We start from the raw sequence: 17,559 nt of genomic DNA, 5'->3' as shown, positions 1-17,559 counted from the left end.
CCATGCAACTCTCCGCTTTGACCGCCCTCTCCCCCGTCGACGGCCGCTACGCCTCTAAAGCCGCCGCCCTGCGCGAACACTTCAGTGAATTCGGCCTTATTCGCGCCCGTGTGATTGTGGAGGTTCGCTGGCTACAGCGCCTGGCTGAGCATGCTCAGATTACCGAGGTACCGCGCTTATCTGCTGAGGCTACCGCGTTCCTTGAGCAATTGATTCGTGAGTTTTCTATCGCGGATGCCGAACGCATCAAAGAGATCGAGCGCACCACCAATCACGACGTCAAAGCAGTGGAGTATTTCCTCAAAGAGAAGATCGCAGGTCAGGCCGAGCTACATGCAGTGACCGAGTTCATTCACTTTGCCTGCACCAGCGAAGATATCAACAACCTCTCTTACGGCGTAATGCTCAGCGACGGCCTGAACGCCATGCTGCCCACCATGCACGAGGTTGCCGATGACATTGCCAAGCTAGCCATTGCCCACGCCGCCCAGCCGATGCTGTCGCGTACTCACGGTCAAACCGCCACCCCGACCACGCTGGGCAAAGAGATGGCCAACGTGGCGTACCGCCTTAAGCGCCAGCTGAAGCAGATCGAAGCGGTGGAAGTACTCGGCAAAATCAATGGCGCTGTGGGCAACTATAACGCCCACCTGACCACCTATCCGGAGATCGACTGGGAAGCCAATGCCCGCACCTTTGTGGAAGGCTTAGGGCTGACTTTTAACCCTTACACTACACAGATCGAGCCCCACGACTATATCGCCGAACTGTTTGACGCCATTTGCCGCTTTAATACGATCCTGATCGACTTCGATCGCGACGTATGGGGCTATATCTCACTGGGCTACTTTAAGCAGCGCACGGTTGAGGGCGAGATCGGTTCCTCGACCATGCCACATAAAGTCAACCCGATTGATTTTGAAAACTCCGAGGGCAACCTGGGCCTGGCCAACGCTGTGCTTAGCCACCTTGCGCAAAAGCTGCCAATCTCCCGCTGGCAGCGCGACCTGACTGACTCCACCGTGCTGCGTAACCTTGGCGTGGGCCTGGCATATGGGTTGATTGCTTACCACGCCAGCCTCAAAGGCATCAGCAAGCTTGAAGCCAATCCTGAGCGTTTAGATGCTGATCTGGATAACAGCTGGGAAGTGCTCGCCGAGCCGATTCAAACGGTGATGCGCCGTTACGGTATTGAAAAGCCCTATGAAAAACTCAAGCAACTGACTCGTGGCAAACGTATTGACCAAGCAGGCTTTGCGGCGTTTATTGATACCCTTGAACTGCCCAGCGAGGTCAAAACCGAATTGAAGGCGCTCTCACCGGCCAACTATATTGGTAATGCCCAGACGCAAGCCGAAGCACTGACACATCAGTTAAACTCTCTGTAACCCATTTGTTGTGACCAACTTGCTGTGACCAACGTTACTGCGACCACTACACCAGGACACGCCATGAACCATCACGATAAGCCGCTAACACTGCTGGGCGATCTTACCGCCGCAGACTTTCTGGCCAATTATTGGCAGCAAAAGCCGCTGCTGATTCGTGGCGCCATGCCCGACTTCATCAGCCCGATTGAAGCCGATGAGCTGGCTGGACTCGCCTGCGAGCCTGGCGTAGAGGCGCGTTTGGTTGAAGAGGAGGGCCCGGATGGCCCTTGGCAGGTCTCCCACGGCCCCTTCGATGAAGCCACTTTTGAACGGCTCCCGGAAAAAAACTGGAGCCTTCTGGTGCAAGCGGTTGACCACTATGTTCCATCGGTGGCTGCGCTAATGAATGAGTTTGACTTCCTGCCTCGTTGGCGGCTCGATGACGTGATGATCAGCTACGCGCCTCCTGGCGGAAATGTGGGTGCACATATCGATCAGTACGATGTCTTTTTACTCCAAGCCAGCGGCCACCGCCGCTGGCAGTTGGGCGGCAAGCTCACGGAAGATGCGCCGATCATCCAAGGTATCGATCTCCGCATCCTGAAAGAATTCACCGTAGAGCCCGACTCCGACTGGGTGCTTGACCCCGGCGATATGCTTTATCTCCCTCCCGGCTGGGCGCATCACGGCGTTAGCCAGAGCGATGACTGCATGACCATTTCAGTTGGCTTTCGCGCTCCTTCGGCCGATGAGGCGATCACCTCCTACGCCGACTATTTGGGTGAGCAGTTGCCTGCCTCTCAGCGTTACAGCGATGCGGGCATGGCGCCTGCTCAGCAGGTCGGTGAACTGGACGACGCAGCCGTTGAGCGTATGCGTCAGCTGATTATGTCGACGCTGGATAACCCTACTCAGATTGCCCAGTGGTTTGGCCGGGTGATGACTCAGCCAAAATATGTCGATCAAGTGGTACCGCTTGAAACACCGTTGGACGAAGAGGCGCTTGTTGCTCAACTACAAGAGGGGGAGCCGCTCTACCATATGCCTGGCTCACGCTTTGCCTGGCGTCGCGATGCCAGCGGTACCACGCTATTTGTGGATGGTGACGGCCACGCCTGTTCAACTGAATTAGCCAAACGCCTAGCCGACACCACCCCTCTCTACGCCGAAGACCTTGAGCTTGACGGCGCAACTGCGCTCATCACCCAGTTGGTCAATACCGGCAGCCTCGGCTTTATGAGTGATGAAGGTGATGATGACGAGGAGTACTAAGGAACCTCTGATTAACGTGATGAGCGCAGGCCAGACAAGGCAAAAATCAACGAAAAAACGGAGTTTACGGGGTGTAAATGAGTATTTTGAGGCGATTTTTAACGCAGTATGGCCAAGCGCAATAGTTAATCGGAGGTTTCCTAATGGCGATTACCCACATTAGCACTGGCAGTTGGGAAACGCTGGGCCCAACGGCCAGCGAGATCCGCTGCAAGGTATTTATTGAAGAGCAGAGCGTGCCCCAGGATGAGGAGTGGGATGGCCTGGATCCGGCGTGCCAGCACTTTCTCGCCATGCTTGATCAGCAGCCGGTAGGCACCGCACGACTGCTGCCCGATGGGCATATAGGCCGCGTCGCCGTACTCGCTAATGCCCGCGGCACCGGTATTGGTGTACTGCTGATGCAGGCCGCGATTGAAGCGGCACGCCATGCGGGCCACTCCCAAGTGGCCCTGAGTGCCCAGGTACACGCACTGGCGTTCTATGAGCGTCTAGGCTTTATCGCCCATGGCGATGAGTTTCTGGATGCAGGCATCCCTCATCGAGAAATGACGCTTTCGCTCGATTAACAAGCCCTCTTGATTGATCTCTAGCACTGCCTCGGCAGTGCTTTTTTATGCGCTCTTGCCGCCATCTTGACGAAAAACGACTACACAAACCCTCCCTTCCTCTACCTCCCTGTCGTCGGGTTACAACGGCCTCTGCCCCCAAGTGTCAATTGTTGAAGGCGCCATCCTCGTGGATAGTTATTGCATTGCAGCGTTAAGCGGATTGGGTCAATCCATCAAGCTCAACGCTGTAGCTGAGGTCTCTAGCGTTACTGCTTCCAGCTTTCAAGACGTTTGCATGAGAGACGATTGACCTAGAGACACAATCACGAAAATCAATAATGCTAAATACAACTTCGCAGGTGCAGCATAAGCAAAAGCTGATTTGCGAAACACTATCCAGCCCGAAGAGGATAAGCTCATGACAGGACTGCTCGACGATATCAAAGCCATGGCCCAACTACGCGAAGCTCAAGGCGGCAAGTGGGAAACCATCAAACCTGAGTATGCCGCTCGCATGCGTGCACAGAACCGCTTTCACACCGGCCTGGATATTGCGCGTTACACCGCCAAGATCATGCGCGAAGATATGGCCGCCTATGATGCCGATACCGCCCAGTACACCCAGTCGCTAGGCTGCTGGCACGGCTTCATTGGTCAACAGAAGCTAATCTCGATCAAGAAGCACTTTGGCACCACCAAACGTAGCTACCTCTACCTTTCCGGCTGGATGGTTGCCGCGCTGCGCTCCGAGTTCGGCCCGCTGCCCGACCAGTCGATGCACGAAAAAACCTCCGTCGCGAACCTGATCGAAGAGCTCTATACCTTTCTAAAACAAGCCGATGCCTGGGAGCTTAACCACTTGTTCCGCGCCCTCGATGAAGCCAAAGAGGCTGGCGACAAATCAAAAGAGCAGGAACTGATCGGTAAAATCGATAACTACGAAACTCATATCGTACCGATTATTGCTGATATCGACGCTGGCTTTGGTAATGCAGAAGCCACCTACCTGTTAGCCAAGAAGTTTATTCAAGCGGGCGCCTGCTGCATCCAGTTGGAAAACCAGGTCTCTGATGAGAAGCAGTGTGGTCACCAGGACGGTAAAGTTACTGTGCCCCACGAGGACTTCCTGGCCAAAATCAACGCCGTGCGTTACGCCTTTTTGGAACTCGGCATTGAAGATGGCGTTATCGTCGCGCGTACCGACTCACTCGGCGCGGGCTTGACGCAAAAAATTGCCGTTACCAACGAGCCAGGCGATCTCGGCGACCAGTACAACAGCTTTTTGGACGGCGATGTGATTGAAAACGCCGCCGATATCAACAACGGCGATGTGGTCATCAAGCAGAACGGCAAACTGGTTAAACCCAAGCGCCTCGCTTCGGGCCTCTACCAGTTTAAACCCGGCACCGGCGAAGACCGCGTTATACTGGACTGCATCACCAGCTTGCAAAACGGCGCCGACCTACTGTGGATCGAAACCGAGAAGCCCCACGTTGGCCAGATCGCCAGCATGGTCAACCGCATTCGCCAGGTCGTGCCGGATGCCAAACTGGTCTATAACAACTCTCCGTCGTTCAACTGGACGCTGAACTTCCGCCAGCAGGTGTTCGATGCATGGCAGGAAGAGGGTAAAGACGTTTCGGCTTACCAGCGTGACAAGCTGATGAGCGCAGAGTACGACGATACCGAGCTTGGCCAGCTGGCCGATGAGTGGACACGCAATTTCCAGCGCGACTCGTCTCGCGAAGCGGGCATCTTCCACCACCTGATCACGCTGCCAACTTACCACACGGCTGCCCTGTCCACCGACAACTTAGCGAAAGGCTACTTCGGCGATGAAGGTATGCTGGCTTACGTGAAAGGCGTACAGCGTCAGGAAATTCGCCAAGGGATTGCAACCGTTCGCCACCAGGATATGGCAGGCTCCAATATCGGTGATGACCATAAAGAGTTCTTCCACGGCGATGCCGCGCTCAAAGCCGGTGGCAAAGACAACACCATGAACCAGTTTGGCTAATTTAGCAGGTTTCAACGCCATAGATCACTATGTACCCCTGCAACAGGAGGCCTTCGGGTCTCCTGTTTTTGCTTGGTTATACGTATTTGCACACTGTTTTCTTAATACACTGTTAAACTCTCGGTTAAGCTTTTTTTGGCGACTGCTCTATCAACTTTGATCTTTTTTCATGAACGCTGGTCAAAGCCGTTAGCATCGGCTATCTTTAACGAACACTGTTCTATAACTACATCTACTCTGTGCCTGCCCAGTTATGAGCGCTATATGGATAACAGGCCAATGGATGACAGTTATAAAAATAGACACTCTGGAGGTTTTAATGAAACGTCTTCTTCTACCTGTTGTCGCACTGAGCATTCTCACGCTGGCAGGCTGTGCCAATACGTCTGGTTACTCTGGTGATGTCTATCGCGGCAGCCAAGCCAAAACCGGTCAAAGTGTTACTTACGGCACTATCGTGGCGGTTCGCCCGGTGCAGATCCAAGCGGAAAGCCGTGCCGGCGGCCTTTTAGGTAGCGGCGGTGGCGCGGTTATCGGCGGTCTTCTGGGTAGCCAGGTCGGCGGTGGCTCTGGTCGTCAGTTGGCGACTGTGGCAGGCGCCCTGGGCGGCGCTGTGGCAGGTACGGCCGCTGAAGATGCGACTAACCGCGTTAATGCGCTGGAGATGGAAATTCGTCGCGATGACGGTACCGACGTGGTTGTCGTTCAGCGTGCGGATCGCCAGTTCCAAGCCGGCCAGCGTGTGCGTTTGATTGGCAATGGCGCCAACATGAGCGTGGCACCCTATTAATCGAGAGCGTTAATCTAGCGCTTAAGTATCAAAAAAGCCCGGCCATCAAATGAGAGGACCGGGCTTTTTAGTTTATCGCGAACAGCTTAGTGATGGGTTTTATTCCCAGCCCATTTAGCCAGCGCCATGATTGCCCAGCCAATCAGGGCAAGCAGGATAACGACCAGCAGCATTTCAACCGGTTGCACCAGGGTGGTGGCCCCCAACACTGCCAGCGTAATCACCCATAGATAGCGATTGTCGCCATGGCTTTTCAAAAAACCGGGCAACACCTTATCTAACCCCTCGCTAACGCCGCTATTCCAGCGCTGATAGACAAAATAAGCAATCAGGCAAAAAGCGATAAGCCAAATAATCAAGATCGTCATTACATGCTCCAAAAGTGATAGGGCAAAGGAAAAAATGATGGTTGTAGGGTATCCCTGGTCACCCTGACGCGCAATACCGCCGAAAGTGGTGAGTAGGAAAAAGCGTCGCTACCCCCTGACAAGCCAGCGCACACGCGTTACCATATTGGGACATGCACTCACCGAAAGGTTATTCCATGCAAATTGCGCAAAACTCGGTTGTCGCGTTTCACTACACCCTGACCAACGATGCAGGTGAAGTGCTAGACAGTTCCGAAGGCCGTGAGCCACTTACCTACCTCCACGGCGCTGGTAACATTATTCCGGGTCTTGAGAAAGAGTTGGAAGGTCGTGCAGCGGGCGAGAAGCTAAACGTTAGCGTCTCTCCTGAAGAAGGTTATGGCGAGCTGCAAGAGCAGCTGATGCAAGAAGTACCCCGCGATGCGTTCCAAGGCGTTGAAAGCATTGAGCCAGGTATGCAGTTCCAAGCCCAGACTCAAGGCGGCCCTCTGATGGTTACCGTCAAGAAAGTCGAAGGCGATACGGTCGTTGTCGATGGCAACCACCCGCTGGCCGGCCAGCAGCTCAACTTTGATGTTGAGATCGCTGAAGTACGTGAAGCAAGTGCTGAAGAAGTTGAGCACGGCCACGTGCACGGCGAAGGCGGCGTTGAGCACTAAGACGCTCGCGCTACCGATCAGAAAAGGTGACCTCAGGGTCACCTTTTTTATGCCTACTCGTCAGGTATCAGCACTAACTGCCCATGACGCACGCTGCGCGACGAAGTGACTTCAGCAGCAAACTGCTTGAGCGCCCGCCCCTGGCCTTTGAGCAGCGCCACTTCCAGGCAACTGTCATGGTTGATGTGCACATGCAAGGTCGAAAGCGTCAGGTCATGATGGTCATGGGAGTGGCGTGTTAAGCGCTTGGACAGCTCCCGAGCGGCATGATCATAGACATACACCAGCGCGCCCATGCAGGGCGAGTCCGGTGCAGCCTCTTCTCTTACCTGTTTTAAGCCACTGCGGGTCAAATCGCGAATCGCCTCTGAGCGGTTTTGATAGCCGCGCTCGCGCATCAACGCATCCACTTCTGCCACCAGTTCCTCATCAAGCGTTACCGTTACACGCTGCATTCACGCCCCCTGTACTGATTAACTTTGCATGCGCTGCCACCACCGGTAGTATGATGTTATTGTAAAAACATCATACTAGTGACGCTAACAGCATAAAGGATAAAGCGATGACTAAACCAACTCGGCCCATCTTACTGGGTATTGCGCTAAGTTGTTTAGTCGTAACCACCGCTGCGCAGGCAAAAGAACAGCTGGTACTTGCCATTGGCGGCGAGCCCGAGCAGGGTTTCGACCCACTGTTGGGCTGGGGGCAGTATGGCAATCCACTGTTTCAGTCGACGCTACTCTCACGGGGCAAAGATCTTGCGCCGCAGCCAGAGCTGGCCACTGAGTGGTGGCTTTCTGAAGACCGCCTGACCTGGACACTCACACTTCGCGAGGACGCCCGCTTTGCCGACGGCACGCCGCTGACCGCTGAAGATGTGGCTTATACTTTTAATGCGGCGGCCCAGGCGGGCGGACGGGCGGATCTTAGCGCCCTGGCTGAAGCAACCGCGCTGGATAAGCACACTGTTTCGCTCCGCCTGAAGGCCCCGCGCATTACCTTTATTGATCAGCTGTTGACACTGGGCATTGTGCCCCGCGCCGAGCGTGATAACGGCTACAGTGATCAGTATGGTCGTCATCCCCTGGGTTCTGGGCCCTATCAGTTGGTAGAGTGGCAGGAAGGCGAGCAGCTAATTGTTGAGCGTAATCCTTACTTCTACGGCCCTACGCCTGCTTTTGAACGGCTGGTATTTCTCTTTACCGGAGAAGACGCCACACTAAGTGCCGCCCATGCCGGCCAAGTGGATGTCGCCTCGGTTTCCCCGGCACTGGCAGCCAATGTACCAGCTCATATGCAGCGGGTAACCATGGAGAGTGTCGATAACCGCGGCATTCTTTTCCCCATGCAACCGGCGAATGGCGAACACGCCGCTTCCGGGGCACCGATCGGTAACGATGTAACCGCCGATATAACCATCCGACAAGCCATCAATCTTGCGGTTGACCGCGATACGCTGGTCGAGGTGGCGCTTCACGGCTATGGGCGCCCCGCCTTTGGCCCGGCGGACGGCCTCCCCTGGAGCGAGAGCGATGAGCGCCTTGCCGCTCCCGACCTTGACCAGGCGGAGGAGATACTCGACGCCGCAGGCTGGCAGCTACGCGATGATGGCCTGCGCTATAAAGATGGCCTGCCCGCTAGCTTTCGACTTACGTACCCCTCCAGCGATACCACCCGACAGCTGCTTGCGGAAGTCAGTGCTGAGATGGTGCGTCCACTGGGAATTGAGATGCAGCCCACCGGCCGCCACTGGTACGAAATCCAGCGCGAAGCACTGCACCAGGATGCCATTATGTTCGGTTTTGGCAGCCATAGCCCCCAGGAAGTTTACTACCTCTTCCACAGTCAGCATGCGGGCAACGGTTTCTATAACAGCGGTTTCTACGCTAATCCAGAGGTGGATGCCCACTTGGACGCCGCCCAGGCGGCGCCTAGCTTTGAGCAAGCCAACCGCGAGTGGCAGGCAGCGCAGTGGGACGGCACCACCGGCTACGGAGTACGCGGCGATAGTAGCTGGGCCTGGCTGGTCAATCTTGAGCATGTCTATTTTACCAATACCTGCTTAGATGTCGGAGATCTAGGTGTAGCGCCCCACGGCCATGGCTGGCCGATCACCGCCAACCTGCTTGAGTGGCGCTGGACGTGCGACTAATTGCGCCTATCGCCAAGCGCGTGGCTCGCCTGGCGCTGGTATTAATCTGCGTCGCCCTGGTGTCGTATGGGCTTATGATGGCCTCCCCCATTGACCCCGTTGATGCCTACCTAGGCCCACAAATGGCCCAAGTGAGCCCAGAGCAGCGCGCACTGATTGTCCAACGCTGGGGGTTTGATGAGTCAGCTGCCGTTCAGTTTGGCCACTGGCTGCGCCAGTTAGTCAGTGGTGACTTAGGCTGGAGCCACGTATACAACCAGCCGGTCAGTGAGGTAATCGCTCAGCGCTTTCAGCGCTCCATTGCGCTACTCGGCAGCGCCTGGCTGCTCTCTGCGCTGGTGGGGTTTAGCCTCGGTGTTGTAGCGGGTGCCAAAGAGGGCTCCAAGCTGGATAACATCATCAGCACCTACGCCTTTATTACCGCCTCCACGCCCGCCTTTTGGCTGGCGATACTTGCGGTGCTGCTATTTTCGGTAACCCTGGGGTGGACACCCACCTGCTGCGCAGGCCCCGCCGGGGCGTTAAACCAGGAAGTCACCCTCGCCACACGGTTGCACCATTTACTGCTGCCAGTGGCTACCCTGGCACTGCTGGGCATCGCCAGTATCACCCTGCACACCCGCACCCGCATGCTTGAGCTAATGCGCTCAGACGTTGCTACTCACGCCTTTGCTCAGGGCGCCAGCCGTCTTGATGTGGCTTGGCGTCACGGTCTTCGCCATGCCAGTGTACCGGCGATTACGCTAGCGTTTGCCTCACTGGGCGAACTGTTTGGCGGCTCCATTTTAATCGAGCAGGTATTTGCCTACCCCGGCTTAGGTCAAGCCACAGTGGCGGCGGGCCTGCGCAGTGACGTCCCACTGCTGCTGGGCATCGCACTCTTTACCGCCCTGTTTGTCAGCGTCGGCAATATGATCGCCGATAGCCTGTATGGCGTTATTGACCCGCGCATTAAGGCAAGTGGTTTATGAGTCAGGCTCAACCGCGCCTTCGTGCCGCCGTCAGCCTGGGTGTCACCGCCCTGCTGGTCATGGGACTAGTCGCTAGCCAGTGGCTGCTGGGTGATTCACCGCAACAGATGCAGTTTGATGCCCGCCTGGCCCCGCCCAGCGTTGACCACTGGTTGGGCACCGACGCGCTGGGCCGTGAACTCTGGGCGCGCACTCTGGCGGGGCTGGCACTAAGCTTCTGGGTGGGCTGCTTGGCGGCGCTACTGAGCACGCTGATTGCCTTGAGCCTGGCAGCGATAGCCACGCTGTCAGCGCGGCTGGACGCACTGGTTAGTTTGCTGATTGATACGCTGCTTAGCGTGCCTCATTTGATTTTATTAATGCTGATCGCTTTTGCCCTGGGTGGCGGTACCCAGGCAGTGATTATTGCTGTTGCGGTGACCCACTGGCCAAGCCTAGCCCGGGTGCTGCGCGCCGAACTATGGCAGTTACGGCAGGCGCCCTATGTGCGCATCTCCCGCGCTCTAGGTAAATCGCGCTGGTTTGTGCTCCACGGCCACCTGCTTCCCCATCTTATTCCCCACTGCCTGGTTGGCGCGTTACTGCTGTTTCCCCACGCCATTCTCCACGAAGCCGCATTGACCTTTTTGGGCTTTGGCTTAAGCCCCAGCCAGCCCGCTATTGGCGTATTACTGGCCGATGCCATGCGCTACTTAAGCGGCGGTTACTGGTGGCTGGGGGTATTTCCCGGCTTGGGGCTGTTACTGATGGTGCTGGGTTTCGAGCGCCTCTCAAGCCACCTACGCCGTGCGCTTTAGCGCTTTTCAGAAAAATTGGCTGTAAAAACCACTGGCTGTAAAACTATTAATGGGAGGCCTGCCGTGTTAACGATTGATCAATTATCGCTACAGCTACCTCTGTATGCCTCCTGGTGGAAGCGCGACTGGGCCACCTGCCTGGATGAATTTTCACTAACGGTGTTCCCTGGCGAGGTTCATGCGGTGGTAGGCGCCTCCGGTGCCGGAAAAAGCCTATTGGCTTATGCCATTATGGGTTTACTGCCAACACCTGCACGCTTAAACGGTCAGCTTTACTATCAAGGCAAACCGCTTAACGCGTCACGCCAACGCCAGCTTCGCGGCCGTGAGCTGGCGCTGATCCCCCAATCGCTAAGCGCCTTAGATCCGCTGGTGCGTACTCAGCGCCAGGTGACCTGGGCAGCCCAGCGCGCAGGCCAGCCATCAGCACATGCTTGGCACGCCTCCCAACAAGCCCTTGATCACTATCAGCTAGATGCCCGTGCACAGCAGGCCTATGCTCATGAGCTATCCGGCGGCATGGCCCGGCGCGTGTTGACGGCCATGGCCCATGTCAGCCAAGCCAAGCTGGTGATTGCCGATGAACCCAGCGTAGGCCTTGACCCTCACCAGCGTCAGCGGGTACTGGATGCGCTACGCGAACTGGCCGACCAGGGCAAAAGCGTGATTCTGATTACCCACGACCTGCGCCATGCGCTGCCAATCGCCGACCGCGTCACCATTATGCGTGACGGCAAGCTGGTCGAAACTGCGCCCGCCTGCGCCTTTCAGGGCAGCGGCGCTTCGCTTACCAACGCTTATTCACAGGCATTGTGGCTGGCACTGCCGGACAACGCTTTTGCAACGACTGCCATAAGCTGGCGTGAACAGGAGGCGCACGTTGCTTAAAGCACGCCAGCTGAGTTTTCACTTTGCCCCCAAGGTACCGCTACTTCAGGACATTTCGCTAACGCTGTGCGCGGGTCAGTGGCTAGGGTTAAGCGGCGACTCGGGGGCGGGTAAATCGACGCTAGGCCAACTGCTGGCGGGCTACTTAGCGCCCCAGGCAGGTGATATCACCCTGGATGGCGAGGCGCTACCGAAAAGCGGTGTGCAGCCTGTGCAATGGCTACCGCAATCGCCGGAGCTAGCGGTGAATCCACGCTGGCGGGTAGGTAAGATACTGCGCGAAGCCTGGACGCCTTCTGACACCCAGTGCCAAGCGTTTGGCGTGAAAGCAAAATGGCTGACGCGCTTCCCTCAGTCGTTATCGGGGGGAGAGCTGCAGCGGGTATGCGTGTTGCGAGCGCTCGCGCCGGGAGTACGCTTTCTCGTCGCCGATGAGATCTCCACCATGCTCGACCCCATTACCCAGGTTGAGCTTTGGCAGGCATTAAAACGAGAGGCCGAACAACGCCAGCTTGGCGTGCTGGTGATTAGCCACGACACCGCCCTACTGGAACGGCTTTGCCCACAGCGCTTGCACTTAAGCGAAGGGCAGTTGAAGCCATGGTAGTTGATGCCAGGGCAGGTTGAAGCGAGGGTCTTTCGACATGGCCGGAAAAATATTCCCGACCATTCCGGCATTTCCGCCATCCCTGGCGGTCAGATGTCGAAAGTAGCGCCCAGGGAGGGGTTCACAGCGCCCTCGCGGAAACCTGCGCTCGGCATCAATGCGTGCAACTGGTGAAGGTTAGCCAACCGCTTGGCGACGCTCAAAGCGCCATAGGCCGAAAGCAATTAGCAGCGTGATACTCAGCAGTAGCCACGAACCGACGCTCACACCCGACCACCCGGCCCAGCGCCAGAACGGCTCCAGCCAGAAGCCGCCCAAACTGGCTCCCACGTAATAAAACACCAGGTAGAGCGCCGAAGCGCTGCCCCGCGCGCCCTGGGCATAGCGCCCTACCCAGCTGGAGGCCAACGAATGGGCCAGGAAAAAGCCAAAGGCATTAACGGTTAAACCGACGATAATCAGCAGCAGCGAATCCGCTAAGGTAATCGCCGTGCCCAGCATTAAAATCACCACCCCCACCATCATGCACGCTGCGGGAGAAAACCGCCCAGCCAGGCGCCCGGAAATCATCGAACCGAAGGTGCCGCCGAGATAGGCCAAAAAAATCAGCCCCAGACCACTGGCGGCTAATTGATACGGCGCTGCCGCCAACCGAAAGGTGATATAGCTGTATTGATTGATAAAAATCAGGAAGTTGATCCCCCCCAGGCAATAAGCAGCGAGTAGCACCGGGTTACGCAAATGATTGACTAAATCGCTTGCCGCTTTGCGCAGCTCAAAGCGCTGGGGAGTAAAGGCGCGGCTATTGGGCAACAGGCGCCAAAACACTCCACAGCCAATTAGCGTCATAATGCCGACCGCTAGAAATGCCGCCGTGGGGCCGCCAATTTCAGCGGCGCCGCCACCGACGATACGCCCACTGATTCCGCCAAGTGAATTAGCGCCAATATAGAGTCCTACAGCGCTTAACAGCGCAGGCTTCTCAAACTCATCGCCCATCCAGGCGATCGCCACCGCTGGCAGCCCGCCCAGCACAAAGCCCTGCACCAGGCGCAAAAACAGCAAGCTTTCAAAGGTGGGGGCGAATGCCAAGGCAATAGAACAGCCGCCTGCAAGCAGCAGAGTAATGCGCATTATGCCTTCGCGACCAATGGCATCCGAGAGTGGCCCAAAGACCAACAGCGCAATGGCTAAGGAGAGAGTTGACACCGACATGAGCAGGCTGACACCTAAGGTCGAGACCTGGTAGGTCTCCTTTAACCCCGGCAGCAGCGGCTGTGGTGCGTATAAATTGATAAAAACAAGAAATGAGCCGAGGCAAAGCGCCAAGGTGGCGCGCCACCAGGAGCGCGATTTGGCTTCAATCATGCCGTTCCTAAAACGTGTTCGGTCTGGCTACTGGAAAACGCTGCCGCCCAGTTGGGCCAGATGCGTTGGCTCCAGCGCGCGACGTGACTGCCAGTAGTAGCGCTGCCAGTAACTATTATTCAGGCTGGAGATAATGACCCCTTTTGAGGTCGAGGCGTGGAGAAAATACCCATCGCCCACGTAGATACCCACATGGTTATAACGACCCGGCGGTCGGAAGAACACCAGATCGCCCGCCTGCAGCTCTTGGCGGTCGATCGGGCGTCCCTCGTGTACTTGACCACGGGTGGAGCGCGGAAGCTCTAAATTAAAGGTGTCACGGTAAACATTGCGAACCAAGGCCGAACAGTCGATGCCTCTTTCTGAGGTGCCGCCAATTCGGTAAGGCGTTCCTGCCCAGCGCTGGTGTTGCGCCATCAGCGCCTCGCGAACCACTGTTGGCGGCGGTACTTGCAAGCTGCGCAAATGCGCATCGATGGGATCAACCGGGGACATTTGCGGGTTCGCCCCCATTCCCGGCAACGTCATTGAAAAGTAATTCTCGGGGGCCTGAATATTGTTTTGTCGCGCTGAACCTGCACAGCCAGCGAACAATGTAACTAAAAAACAGACACTTACGACACGGACAGCGGTCACAGCGGGGCGTGGCGACGCAACCATGCGATTAACCTCGTGACATTAATAAGAGGGCGGTATGACAAAACTCATTTTTTCTAAGCACGACTATAAGCTAATTATCATATGTTTGGCGAGCATCAATGTAATGTGCGCTGATCGCCCGGTAAGGTATCAATATGCAGTGGCGCAAAATGGCGTGGTTTATTGCCCGGAAAATCCAAGCTCACCCATGGGCCAGCCAAAACCGGCGCGCCGCATATCCAGGCCACCAGCGCCTGACGAAAACCAGCTAAAAAGCTTTCTCGCTCTGGGGTTTCGCCCATAAAAAACGAGAAGCCTGCGTACATCCCCATGGCGTACTCCTGCCATCCGGCATAGTGATCTGCCGCCAGTTGGTAAGCACGATCCAACACCTTAGCGAAAGCAGCGCTATCCAGCCAGTTTAACTGCCGCGCGGCAATGGCCAAATCAACCAGCTGGGCAATATCCCAGGCCGCCATATCCACCTCATTACAACCATCTTCGTTGTCGCGCACACGACGTAAGCGAAGCAGGTGGTGGCGTTCATCTTCAGCACAGTCGCCGGATTCAAGAATGGCGATCTCAGCGCTTAAGCGCTCAGTATTGAGGGTATAGGGCGCATAGTTAATCTGATACTCCTGGCGATCCCCCGACTCGAGCATGTAGGTCAAAAACTCCTGCATATCGCCTGCGTTGCTCAAGTGGTAGTGGCTCTCCACCCACTCGCGAATCTCGGCACACTCACGGGCACTCTCAGGCTGGGGCTCACTCCATACCGCACTGTTCAACGGGCCCACCAGCGACATAGCGGTGAAGTGACTTAAGGTGGGGCGGCTACCCGGTTCGCGCCAGGCGTCGTGACGCCAATCCAACCAGTGAAACAGACTGCCAGGATCTTCAATGTGCCAAATAATTTCATTCACCAGCGAGGCGTGCTCAGGCTCGGGCAGACAGCTCTCCCAAGCGAACCAGGCTTCTAACAACCGTTTGGCATTGGGATAAAAACGGCACAGGCAGCTTCGCAGTGCGCTGGCATACTCCATTAACGGCGCGCGATCGAATAAGCCGCTGTCGAGGGACATATGCAGATAGAAGGCGAATTTTTCGGCCATATGGATCGTCGCCGCATGGCGACTTACCCCTTTAACCGCGTTGCGCTGCTTAAGCTCTTCCGGGGTCGGCTGACCAAACCAGCTTTGCGAGGGAGGCAAAACGCCATGCACGGCGTCGGCCGCCAACTGATTAAGATGGTGCGCCTGAGCGGGTAACCAGTAGCGCGCCAGTGCATGAGCGCCTTCATCGGCATGTAAGCCAAGTGACTCCTGCAAATAGAGCGCCGCATCGGCACGCTGCTCTTCCGGCAGCGCCGCGGAGGGGGCTATCTGGCGCAGCATGGCATCCGGTTCGCGTACGCTGGCCAGCGCCAACAACCAGTGATGGGGCGTATTGCGCCACTGCCGAATGCGCGCTTGAGATGCCTTGCATGTAGGCTCATCCAATAGCTCCCCTGGGGAGCATTTCCAGGGGCTATTCCAAGGGCTATGGGCGCTGTGCAGCAACAACTGATGCCGCTCGCTGGGTGTTTTACCCCGCCGGTCAATGCCATCAAACAGACTCTGCCCGCGCCCGTACGCATTCAGCACGGCATACCAGTCGTGGTAGCGCCGACTGAGTAAATCAGCGGCGTGCCCCGCTAAGTCATCAGCCTCTTCCTGGCTCAGCAAGCCACAGCAGGCGCCAGCCCAGGCAAGTTCCACAATCCGCAGCCAATCCCAAGCTGCCCACTCCAGGGGCTCGCCTTGAGTGACGAACTTATTCAGCACCGGCGCATAGGGCGAATCTTCCACAACGCTACGCTGCCACTCCATGCGTTGGGCGTTGTCCATACTGAGCAATTCGCGTGCTTCGATATCCCAGCGCTGGCGCTCGCCTTGAGCACCTAGCCAAAGCATCACGCCTATTAGCGCGTCACGGTCATGGACATCCCACACGTGGGCCAGCCACTCGGTGGCCTCGGGCCAGTCGGCTTGTCTGGCGGGATAGACAATAACCGGCCGGAACAGCGCGCATAGCCGCCAGCTCTGCGCTTCAGGTTGCTGGGGCCATAGCGAAGCGGGAGCCGGAAGTTCAGCCAGGGCATTTTCAAGCGTATCCCAGGTAACCCCTTCGCCATCGGTTTCAAGCTTGGCCAGCGCTTGGCAAGCGTCAATAAAACGGTCATCGGCCCCCACTTCCCAGCCCCGCGCGCCTAACGCACGGCGCAGGTCTGCCAGCCAGGCACGTAGGTCGCTGTAATCACTGGTGATGCGGCGAGTTAGGTGATGCGCCCAATGACGGGCTTGATCAGCCTCTAACCAGCCAGCCGCTCCCGCCAACGCGGCCCATTCCAAAGCGCCTAGCAAACGGTCAGCGCTACCTGCGGGAGCCCCCAGCCCGTGGAAGAGCTGTTCGGCCAGCTCGCCTCGATTGGTAATGCCCAGTTGTAGCAGGCGCTGCTCTGCCGCTCCTGCATCGACCGCCAGCGGATGAGGAGTAAACGCCCAATCACACAGCACCAGCTGTTGGGCCCACCAGGCATTTAACACGTCGATCAAGAGGCACCTCGAAAAAGCACAATAACACCAGCAAATAGCCGGAAGTAAAGCTGCCTAGTGTAACGGAAAGTGGTGCGAACACCGATAGCCTTAGGCCTCGGTATGCATAAAACGACACCGCCCGGCAAAAGGCCGGGCGGTGACATACAGGTAGCAACTCAATCGCTACGCTTTTTTAACCTTACTGATTACCCAAAGAAGCACCACGGCACCCACGATCGCGGTGACCAGCGAACCGATAAAGCCACCGGACGAGAGGCCCAGAAGGCTAAACAAAAAACCACCTATAACCGCACCAACGATACCGACACCGATGTTACCCAGGATGCCAAAACCGCCGCCGCGCATGATGTTGCCAGCAATCCAACCAGCCAGGCCACCAATGATTAACCATGCAATAAAGCCCATATAGTCTCCTTACTATCTCGATTACGGGTTGCAGTTACGCGTTTTACCTTAGAGTCACGCTTGTTCTACCATAGCACACAGCGTTAGTGTTCGGCGCCTATTCGGTAT

Annotated in this window: 17 protein-coding genes; 11 read left to right on the top strand and 6 right to left on the bottom strand. The window is 56.7% G+C overall.

The genetic code is table 11. The annotated features are described in order from the left end of the window. The first annotated feature begins 2 nt into the window (after positions 1–2). The 5 genes from purB (at position 3) to E0L35_RS07750 (ending at position 6,000) form a co-directional block, all read left to right on the top strand. A complete protein-coding gene (gene purB / locus E0L35_RS07770) occupies positions 3–1,388 on the top strand; it encodes an adenylosuccinate lyase (RefSeq protein WP_138799972.1) in 1,386 nt (461 codons plus the stop codon). A gap of 63 nt (positions 1,389–1,451) precedes the next feature. Further along, on the top strand, positions 1,452–2,642 hold the full coding sequence (locus E0L35_RS07765; protein WP_022520430.1) for a cupin domain-containing protein: 1,191 nt from the start codon (positions 1,452–1,454) through the stop codon (positions 2,640–2,642). 143 nt (positions 2,643–2,785) lie between these two features. Beyond that, positions 2,786–3,211 (top strand): GNAT family N-acetyltransferase, encoded by a 426-nt coding sequence (locus E0L35_RS07760; RefSeq protein WP_138799971.1) that lies wholly within the window; start codon positions 2,786–2,788, stop codon positions 3,209–3,211. A gap of 400 nt (positions 3,212–3,611) precedes the next feature. Continuing rightward, on the top strand, positions 3,612–5,210 hold the full coding sequence (locus tag E0L35_RS07755; protein ID WP_022520433.1) for an isocitrate lyase: 1,599 nt from the start codon (positions 3,612–3,614) through the stop codon (positions 5,208–5,210). 319 nt (positions 5,211–5,529) lie between these two features. Then, a complete protein-coding gene (locus E0L35_RS07750) occupies positions 5,530–6,000 on the top strand; it encodes a glycine zipper 2TM domain-containing protein (protein ID WP_022520434.1) in 471 nt (156 codons plus the stop codon). 86 nt (positions 6,001–6,086) lie between these two features. On the opposite strand, the gene E0L35_RS07745 is transcribed toward E0L35_RS07750, so the two are convergent. Continuing rightward, complete coding sequence (locus E0L35_RS07745) at positions 6,087–6,368, bottom strand: hypothetical protein (RefSeq protein ID WP_027959688.1); 282 nt, start codon at positions 6,366–6,368, stop codon at positions 6,087–6,089. A 176-nt stretch (positions 6,369–6,544) separates the two neighbouring features. Between E0L35_RS07745 and E0L35_RS07740 the strand changes: the two genes are divergently transcribed. Continuing rightward, complete coding sequence (locus E0L35_RS07740; RefSeq protein ID WP_071695751.1) at positions 6,545–7,027, top strand: peptidylprolyl isomerase; 483 nt, start codon at positions 6,545–6,547, stop codon at positions 7,025–7,027. Between the two features lie 53 nt (positions 7,028–7,080). On the opposite strand, the gene nikR is transcribed toward E0L35_RS07740, so the two are convergent. Continuing rightward, positions 7,081–7,482, bottom strand: a complete 402-nt coding sequence (gene nikR / locus E0L35_RS07735) for a nickel-responsive transcriptional regulator NikR (RefSeq protein ID WP_007111085.1) — start codon at positions 7,480–7,482, stop codon at positions 7,081–7,083. Between the two features lie 107 nt (positions 7,483–7,589). Here nikR and E0L35_RS07730 point away from each other — a divergent pair, with 107 nt between their 5' ends. The 5 genes from E0L35_RS07730 to E0L35_RS07710 all read left to right on the top strand — a co-directional run bounded on the left by E0L35_RS07730 (position 7,590) and on the right by E0L35_RS07710 (position 12,442). After that, positions 7,590–9,179 carry an ABC transporter substrate-binding protein gene (locus E0L35_RS07730; RefSeq protein ID WP_138799970.1) on the top strand — a complete coding sequence of 530 codons (1,590 nt, stop codon included), beginning with the start codon at positions 7,590–7,592 and terminating at the stop codon, positions 9,177–9,179. Further along, positions 9,170–10,150 (top strand): ABC transporter permease, encoded by a 981-nt coding sequence (locus E0L35_RS07725; protein ID WP_138799969.1) that lies wholly within the window; start codon positions 9,170–9,172, stop codon positions 10,148–10,150. The genes E0L35_RS07730 and E0L35_RS07725 overlap by 10 nt, the downstream gene beginning before the upstream one ends. Continuing rightward, a complete protein-coding gene (locus E0L35_RS07720) occupies positions 10,147–10,947 on the top strand; it encodes an ABC transporter permease (RefSeq protein ID WP_138799968.1) in 801 nt (266 codons plus the stop codon). Before E0L35_RS07725 ends, E0L35_RS07720 begins: the two co-directional genes overlap by 4 nt. A gap of 63 nt (positions 10,948–11,010) precedes the next feature. Then, positions 11,011–11,835, top strand: coding sequence for an ATP-binding cassette domain-containing protein (locus E0L35_RS07715; RefSeq protein WP_138799967.1), 825 nt, complete (start codon positions 11,011–11,013; stop codon positions 11,833–11,835). After that, a complete protein-coding gene (locus E0L35_RS07710; RefSeq protein ID WP_022520441.1) occupies positions 11,828–12,442 on the top strand; it encodes an ATP-binding cassette domain-containing protein in 615 nt (204 codons plus the stop codon). Before E0L35_RS07715 ends, E0L35_RS07710 begins: the two co-directional genes overlap by 8 nt. Positions 12,443–12,619: 177 nt before the next feature. Here E0L35_RS07710 and E0L35_RS07705 read toward each other — a convergent pair whose 3' ends face one another. From E0L35_RS07705 to E0L35_RS07690, 4 genes are all read right to left on the bottom strand, one after another. Continuing rightward, on the bottom strand, positions 12,620–13,810 hold the full coding sequence (locus tag E0L35_RS07705; protein WP_138799966.1) for an MFS transporter: 1,191 nt from the start codon (positions 13,808–13,810) through the stop codon (positions 12,620–12,622). Positions 13,811–13,837: 27 nt separating this feature from the next. Next, on the bottom strand, positions 13,838–14,305 hold the full coding sequence (locus E0L35_RS07700) for an NlpC/P60 family protein (protein ID WP_202606267.1): 468 nt from the start codon (positions 14,303–14,305) through the stop codon (positions 13,838–13,840). A 260-nt stretch (positions 14,306–14,565) separates the two neighbouring features. Further along, positions 14,566–17,043 carry a YbeU/YbeR family protein gene (locus tag E0L35_RS07695; protein WP_138799965.1) on the bottom strand — a complete coding sequence of 826 codons (2,478 nt, stop codon included), beginning with the start codon at positions 17,041–17,043 and terminating at the stop codon, positions 14,566–14,568. A 165-nt stretch (positions 17,044–17,208) separates the two neighbouring features. Next, entirely contained in the window at positions 17,209–17,451 is a 243-nt protein-coding gene (locus E0L35_RS07690) for a GlsB/YeaQ/YmgE family stress response membrane protein (protein ID WP_008958536.1), read from the bottom strand. Positions 17,452–17,559 lie beyond the last annotated feature (108 nt).

It is taken from the genome of Halomonas sp. ATBC28 (assembly GCF_005937175.1).
GTDB classification, from domain to species: Bacteria; Pseudomonadota; Gammaproteobacteria; order Pseudomonadales; family Halomonadaceae; genus Vreelandella; species Vreelandella titanicae.
This window is presented reverse-complemented; position numbering and strand designations above follow the sequence as displayed.